Source organism: Prevotella sp. BV3P1, assembly GCF_000479005.1.
In the GTDB taxonomy this organism is placed as follows: Bacteria; Bacteroidota; Bacteroidia; order Bacteroidales; family Bacteroidaceae; genus Prevotella.
Genome location: NZ_AWXC01000045.1, coordinates 1 through 5,689 on the forward strand (window position 1 = coordinate 1; position 5,689 = coordinate 5,689).

Sequence of the window (5,689 nt, forward strand, 5' to 3'; positions counted from 1 at the left end):
AAAAAAATTTTACTACCTGCTCTTTTGGCAGTATTGTGTTTAGGCGTTAACGCCGAAAGTAAGAAAGCACCCAATTATTACAGAGCTATTCCAAAAGTTCACACGCACCGTCTTGCGCAATGGAGTACGTTCGGAGGTGATGAAGTCTTTAAATATAAATATGATGACTATGGCTTTCTGACAGAAGTAGAATCTACCGAAGATAACAATCTAAAAGAAGTCATCAAGTTCGCTTATGATGCGAATGGCTATTTGAAAGAAGAAACACGCTATACCGTCAAGCCAGATGGCGAACAGCGAAAAGACCGACGTGACGTTTACGATCGTGACGACAATGGATTTATCAAGACCTATCATAGATACACGTTAAAACCGAATAAAGAGGGGAATCCTGTATTGATGGAAGACTTACGTTCTACATACGAGTACGATGCACAGATGCGCGTGATTAAAACCAATGACGTGCAGTTTGACGAGAAAAATCTGAAACTGGAAGGTTTCGCAGATCGCCATACCACCATCACTTATGATGACAAGGGACGTGAGCAGACCTTTAGTTTTATGATGAGCAACGGCAACAATGTATGGAAAGAAGTGTTTGAATACGATAACAACATTGACGACCGCATGGTAGGTTTGAAATATATTCCAGGAGAAGAAATGACGGAGAGCACACCCATGGAGCTAAAGTATGTGTACGATGACAATGGAGACATCACGAACACAGGAACAGAAGCTTTCTCTTACACATTCCATTATGGCGATGAAGGCGATGAACAGTACGATGCCGCACATACGTTCATTCCTTTGGTGCAATCAGAAGGAGACCGCCTTTACTTAGGTCCGCGCAACTGTATGTACTTCAACCATCTTCCGCTCAACAAGGCTTTTAAGCATGTTCCAATGCAAGAAGATACGGATGCTGCCGAATGTAGTTATGAAGAAAACACGGCAGTAGAGAAGAAAACGAATGGCATTGCAGAAATCACCCATGACCAAGCGAACATTAGCTTTAGCAATGGCTGCCTAATCATTGAGGGGGCGACAAACAATGGAACGGAGCAAGTTTGCGTGTACAGCGTAACAGGACAATTGATGGCAACCCATGCGGTAAGAGGCAACAAAGCTATCAGCCTGAACACGCTGCCTGCCGGTGAATATATAGCCAAAATAGGAAGCAAAGTTGTCAAATTTTCAAAATCTTAATGCGTCACGACAGTATAAGGCAAGGGAGCTTACGGCAATGAAGCCGTACTCCCTTGCCGTTACTTTATTTCCATACTTACGCAAGCAACGCTCGTGTGCTTGCAAAAGAAATCAACAATGAAGAAAACTCTATTATTCGTTTTAATCGCCATTTCCACCTTGGCCAATGCCAATCCCATCGGAAAGCAAGAGGCCATGAAGCTGGCCATGCGATTTTTGAAGCAAAAACAATCAACGACAAGCACTCGTGCAAAATCTCAGCGCAACCAGTTGAAAATGGTCATGCGGTGTCCCAACGCTTATTACGTCTTCAACAATGGCAACGGGGAAGGCTTCGTCATCACGTCGGCAGACGACCGGACAGACGCGGTATTGGGATATGCCTATACGGGAAAGTTTGACGTAAACAACATTCCCGTGCAATTGAAAGACTTGCTCAGTTTGTATGAGCACGAGATAAAAACAGCTGTCCGTCTGCGGTTGAAAAACCTAAAAACAGCTTCAGGAACGCGTGCGGGACTAAGCGTGAAACGCTCCATTCACCCGCTCATCGAAACACGCTGGAATCAAGGAGCACCCTATAATGACGCCTGCCCGATGGGGGCTTTTGAACGAACGGTAACAGGATGCGTCGCAACTGCCATGGCACAAGTGATGTATTATCATCAATGCCCGCGGGGAGAAACCCTCGACACGATACCCGGCTACAAGAGTCCGAAGATAGGAAAGGTTCTGGACACGCTGCCCAAAACGACATTCGACTGGAAAAACATGCTGCGGACGTACGACGAGAATGCCAATCGGGAGCAGAAAAACGCCGTAGCTAAATTGATGAAATATTGCGGTGTCTCCACGGAAATGGATTATGCCACCGCCAAGCAAGGCGGGTCGGGAACGGTAGCCGTTGAGTTGCCATACGCACTGACGCACTATTTTGGATACAGCAAGGCGGCACGCTATGCCGACCGTAGTGGATATACCTCAAAGACATGGAACAACATGATTTACGAGGAATTGAAAGAAGGTCGACCCGTACTGTATGGTGGCGTGACGCCAACAGGAGGAGGACACGAATTCGTGTGCGACGGATACGAGTCGGGCGATTACTTTCACATCAACTGGGGATGGAGCGGCTTGTCTGATGGATATTTCCGCTTGTCTGTTCTCAATCCAGACCAGCAAGGAATAGGGTCGTTTGAGGGCGGATATTCATTGAGCCAGTGTGCCATCTTAGGCGTTAAGCCGAATGAAGGTGAAGAGCAGTTGGACGCCATGACGGTAATAGACCTGCACTTGCGCGGACTTAGCCAGATGTCGAGAAAAAGAATTGAACAAGGTTTTAAAGGCCTCAGTATGTCTTACGAGCTGTTCAATTACATGCTGTTGCCCTTTGAAGGTCAAATGGGCGTGGGCTTATATAAAGACGGTAAGTTGATGAAGGTGGTGCATGAGAGCGATGTTATCTCGTACGAGCCAATCACCCCTAAAAGGACTTTCTATAAGGCAATCTTGAAAAACTTTGGCGCAGGACTGAAAGGCGACTATCAGTTGTTGCCTATGTGCAAGGAAAAAAAGTTGAACACCTGGCAACTTTGCCCTGGTGCGGAGAAGTCGGTATGTAACTTACATATTACAGAAACACAGCTGAATGCTTCCATCATCAATCCTCAAACCATCGACTTGAAATTGGTTTCCATTGACATGCCAAAAGTCATCAAGACGGGCAGAACCTATACGGCTATGGCAAAAATAAAGAATGTTGGTCCCGACTTTACAGGCTCGTTAAGTTTTGTTTTCGGCAACAAACGCTCGGTATTGGGCTTATCCATAGCACCAGGCGCAACGATAGAAGTACCATTGAGCTTTCAACCCGATGTAGCGAAGCCGAAAACACAGTATAGCATTAACGTTTGGGACAGCATGCAAGGTCGTGACATCGATTTCGTAGGCAAAGGTGAGGTGGACGTCGCAGAAGGAAAGAACGTACCAGACGCCAAATTAACGGCATCGGTATTCTGCACAAACGGTAGTAGTAAAAAGGCGGATGAACTGTATGGCACCCACATGGAAGGACGGTTTGAAGTTAAAAATACGGCGACAGATGATTACGACCGCGATTTGCTCATCGCAATAGTTGGAGAGAAACAAGACGTACAGATGAAACAGCTAAATGCTATCATTCCCGCAGGAAAGACTATCACACTACCGTTTGCTTTCGACGACCTGATTCCTGGAACAAGATATATCGTAACATTACTGGGATACGAAGGTATCTATCTAAAAGGTAAGGCTATATGCAATGGAGCCATTACATGTAAAGCTGCCGTGATGAAGTACCTGTCTGATGGAACGTCAATGGCTCTTGAGCCAGAAGGGAGTATCGACTTGACGGATGCCATAGCGGTAGACATGCACGACTTGAATGTGAAGCAAGATACAAAGTTGAAGCCAAGCAACAATCCCAACTGTCTATATTATCTGCACGAAGCAAGCACCGTACCCGAGACTTTGAAAGGAAAAAATGTTATCTTGGGCGATGAAGCACCGAAGATAACCTTACAAACCAACCAGCCCATAAAGATGTTGCGCAATTTTACCGCAAGAGAAATTACATGCCAGCGTCCTTTGGTTGCCAATGGTAAGGATGCAGGAAGCGCATGGACTACCGTCTCTTTGCCTTTTGTTCCCGATGCCATGAAGATAAACGGCCAACCCGCCGAATTGCGTGTTTATAATTTCGTTCATGAGCAGGATAACAAACTTTATTTTAACACAACTCAGCATATAGAGGCTTATTGTCCTTATCTTCTGGAAATAAAACACATTCATGACGCGACAGCAGACATGATGCTGACCATTCATGGCAAGAATGTAGAAGTAAATCAGCAAGCCAAGAGTGTTCTCGGCTCTGACAATTATAACTTTGTAGGAACGATTGGACAACATCAGCCAGCCTCGGCTTATCTCTATAATGCAGCAATAAATCGCTTTGAACTGTCTCAGACACCAACCATTGAGTGTTTCTCTGCTTTTGTGGTGCCTAATCATAACAATGACGACAATGCCGTGAAGTCGCTGGCTGTTGTGTTGGATGACGTAGAGTTGGGTATTCCTGCCCATACAATGGCAAATGCTTCCCGGTATGCCATCTACAACCTTCAAGGGGTTAAAGTTGGAGAGGGCAAAGAGGGCATCGCCCGTTTGCCTAAAGGTGTGTATGTTGTCAATGGAAAGAAGGTGATTAAATGACGTGGGCAGCATGATGTGACACGCGAGGGGTAGCCCTCCTTCATCAACACCTGGCATCCCATGCCTTTACAGTGGGATGGTGATTTACAAACGCTCTGTTAATTTTAACCAATTGTATTAAAATTTTGTCAGAAACAGTGCATGCTGTTGTAGTCTGATAAGAAGTTGGGAATAAGTTTCAAGTTTGCCGAGCAGTTGTTGAGAAGTGGCTACAGAATGATAAGTATTGAGGACTTTCACGACTTCGTCGTACAGCACGCCTATCTTATGAGTCATGGTGACGATTTCGGAGAGTTTCTCCAAGTAAGTCTCTTTTGCAGGGTCTTGGGTGATGATCTTAAAGGCTTCACCAAGAAGCCTTGCTCGGACAAAATCACTTTTAGTTTTTGCTCCCGACTTGCGGTAGAGTCTGATAAGTTTCTGCTGGTCTTCGGAATTAGGTATCCTGATGTGCCATCTGTCCCATCTTGGGCAGGTGGCACATCTGCCGTCTGGCTTCTTTTGTTTCTGCTTTTTCATTGCTTTCTCATCACGACTTCGGAGTGATTTAACCTCCTTTCGGGGCAAGGGTCTTTGTCGTACAAACGGCAGTTTGTGGTACAAAGACACACCTTGCCAATATCAAGAGATGATGCAATAGAAGCATCCACCTGTAAGGGTGTCCGCTTCGAAGAATATACCTCCATGTATTATTCTCTCCTGCAAAGTTACGGCGAGTTTTCAAATATCTCATTATCAGTGATATTCACTCTTTTTCCTTTCATTTCCCTGTACTTCACAGGAAGTTGAAACTTAGGATAAAAGCTTGTTATTTTGCAACCGGATTCTGTTAAAAGACAGCTTAAAAAGCCACCAAAAGAAGAACAATGATAATCTGCACGCCACATCCAAATAGTAAAGTTTTTCGTCTTGGGTGTAGTTTTCGTGGCAATGAGATTTTTGGGTGTAGAAAAAGGTGCAAATCGCATAAGTTGCTGATTTACACCCTTGTTTGCGGAGAGAGAGATTTATGAACTAAACTCTGCAACTCCTTGTATCGTAACATTTTATACGTTTCAAACTTTTTTCGTGTAGCCATATTGTAGCCACGAGAGAGTATTTTGAGAGTACTCATAGATACTGCTGATAGAATTGCACTCTTGCAAATCTTGGGTTCAAAAGTACTAAAAAAAATGAACCTTCTCCAAGTATTTGATGTTAAATATCTTAGAAAATTTTTGGCTACAATTTTCGG

General features: G+C 44.5%; 3 protein-coding genes. 2 read left to right on the top strand and 1 reads right to left on the bottom strand.

The genetic code is table 11. From position 1 onward, the window contains the following. Together HMPREF1254_RS08405 and HMPREF1254_RS08410 are read left to right on the top strand one after the other, a co-directional pair. The coding region (locus HMPREF1254_RS08405; protein ID WP_051331310.1) for a T9SS type A sorting domain-containing protein at positions 1–1,206 on the top strand (1,206 nt) is incomplete at its 5' end. Between the two features lie 117 nt (positions 1,207–1,323). Next, positions 1,324–4,455 carry a C10 family peptidase gene (locus tag HMPREF1254_RS08410; RefSeq protein ID WP_081699061.1) on the top strand — a complete coding sequence of 1,044 codons (3,132 nt, stop codon included), beginning with the start codon at positions 1,324–1,326 and terminating at the stop codon, positions 4,453–4,455. A 117-nt stretch (positions 4,456–4,572) separates the two neighbouring features. Here the strand turns inward: HMPREF1254_RS08410 and HMPREF1254_RS08415 are convergent, their stop codons facing one another. Next, complete coding sequence (locus HMPREF1254_RS08415; protein ID WP_023058236.1) at positions 4,573–4,974, bottom strand: hypothetical protein; 402 nt, start codon at positions 4,972–4,974, stop codon at positions 4,573–4,575. Between the last annotated feature and the right edge of the window lie 715 nt (positions 4,975–5,689).